Origin of the sequence: Stenotrophomonas ginsengisoli, assembly GCF_001431485.1 — a bacterium.
GTDB lineage: Bacteria > Pseudomonadota > Gammaproteobacteria > Xanthomonadales > Xanthomonadaceae > Stenotrophomonas > Stenotrophomonas ginsengisoli.
Genome location: NZ_LDJM01000085.1, coordinates 1 through 895, shown reverse-complemented (window position 1 = coordinate 895; position 895 = coordinate 1). Strand labels below are relative to the sequence as shown.

2 protein-coding genes are annotated in these 895 nt (G+C 64.9%); both read left to right on the top strand.

Going from position 1 to position 895, the window contains the following annotated elements:
• A partial coding sequence (locus ABB30_RS15430) for a phage major capsid protein (RefSeq protein ID WP_152980800.1) occupies window positions 1-388 on the top strand: 388 nt, incomplete at its 5' end.
• Between the two features lie 143 nt (window positions 389-531).
• Window positions 532-747 carry a hypothetical protein gene (locus ABB30_RS15425; RefSeq protein ID WP_152980799.1) on the top strand — a complete coding sequence of 72 codons (216 nt, stop codon included), beginning with the start codon at window positions 532-534 and terminating at the stop codon, window positions 745-747.
• The last annotated feature ends 148 nt before the right edge of the window (window positions 748-895 follow it).

Genomic DNA, 895 nt, shown 5'->3' with positions numbered 1-895 from the left:
TCTCGTGGGCTCGGCGATGTACGACGCCATCCAAGCCGACGCGCTCAAGGTCATGGGACGCCAGATCAACCTGGGCCAGGCGTCGACCGGCGGCGTGACGCTGGACCCGAGTACCAAGGCGCTGGCCTTCAAGGGCGTGCCGGTGGTGTGGGATCCGACCTTCGATGCCCTGGACGAAGAGCTGGGTGCGATCACCTACCCGTGGAAGAAGCGCGGCTACTTCCTCAACAGCAAGGCCCTGCGCCTGCGCCCGGTCAAGGGCCGCTGGATGATCCGCCGCACCCCGCCGCGCGTGTACGACCGCTACACGTACTACTTCGGCCTGACCGCGGACTACGGCCTGACCTGCCGCAAGCGCAATTCGAACGCGGTTTTCAGCATCGCCTGATTACCCCCAACGTGCCGGCGGGGCATTCCTCGCCGGCCAGGAGAAAGAAATGCCGAACACCATCACCGTACAGGGCACGAACATCGTGGCCCTGAAGAAGACCCCGCTGCTGGGCGGGGAGGGGCGCGAAGGGCTGGCCCATCTTGGCGGCAACGCTTGCGGTGGCCAGCGGCGTGCTGCTGCAGGGTCATCCCGGCCTGGCCAGTGGTGCCACTCCGGCTGCCGGTGACCCCGGTTGGGTCACGCTGCTGAGTGCCACTGCAACGCAGGGCGCCGTCGCAGAAATCGCCGACCTGCCCAAGTTCGTGAAGCTGGGCGCCGCTGCAACTGATCCCATCACTCTGGAGGGCGTGCAGTAATGGCCAAGTCCATCAACCTGTTGCTGATCACGCTGCTGATCGACCGTGACGCCAGCACCAAACTGCCCACGACCGTTCTGGAATACGAGCGGCCGATCCTCGAAGACATCTACGGTGAAGAACTGGTCACCGAGATCGAATCCAAGGA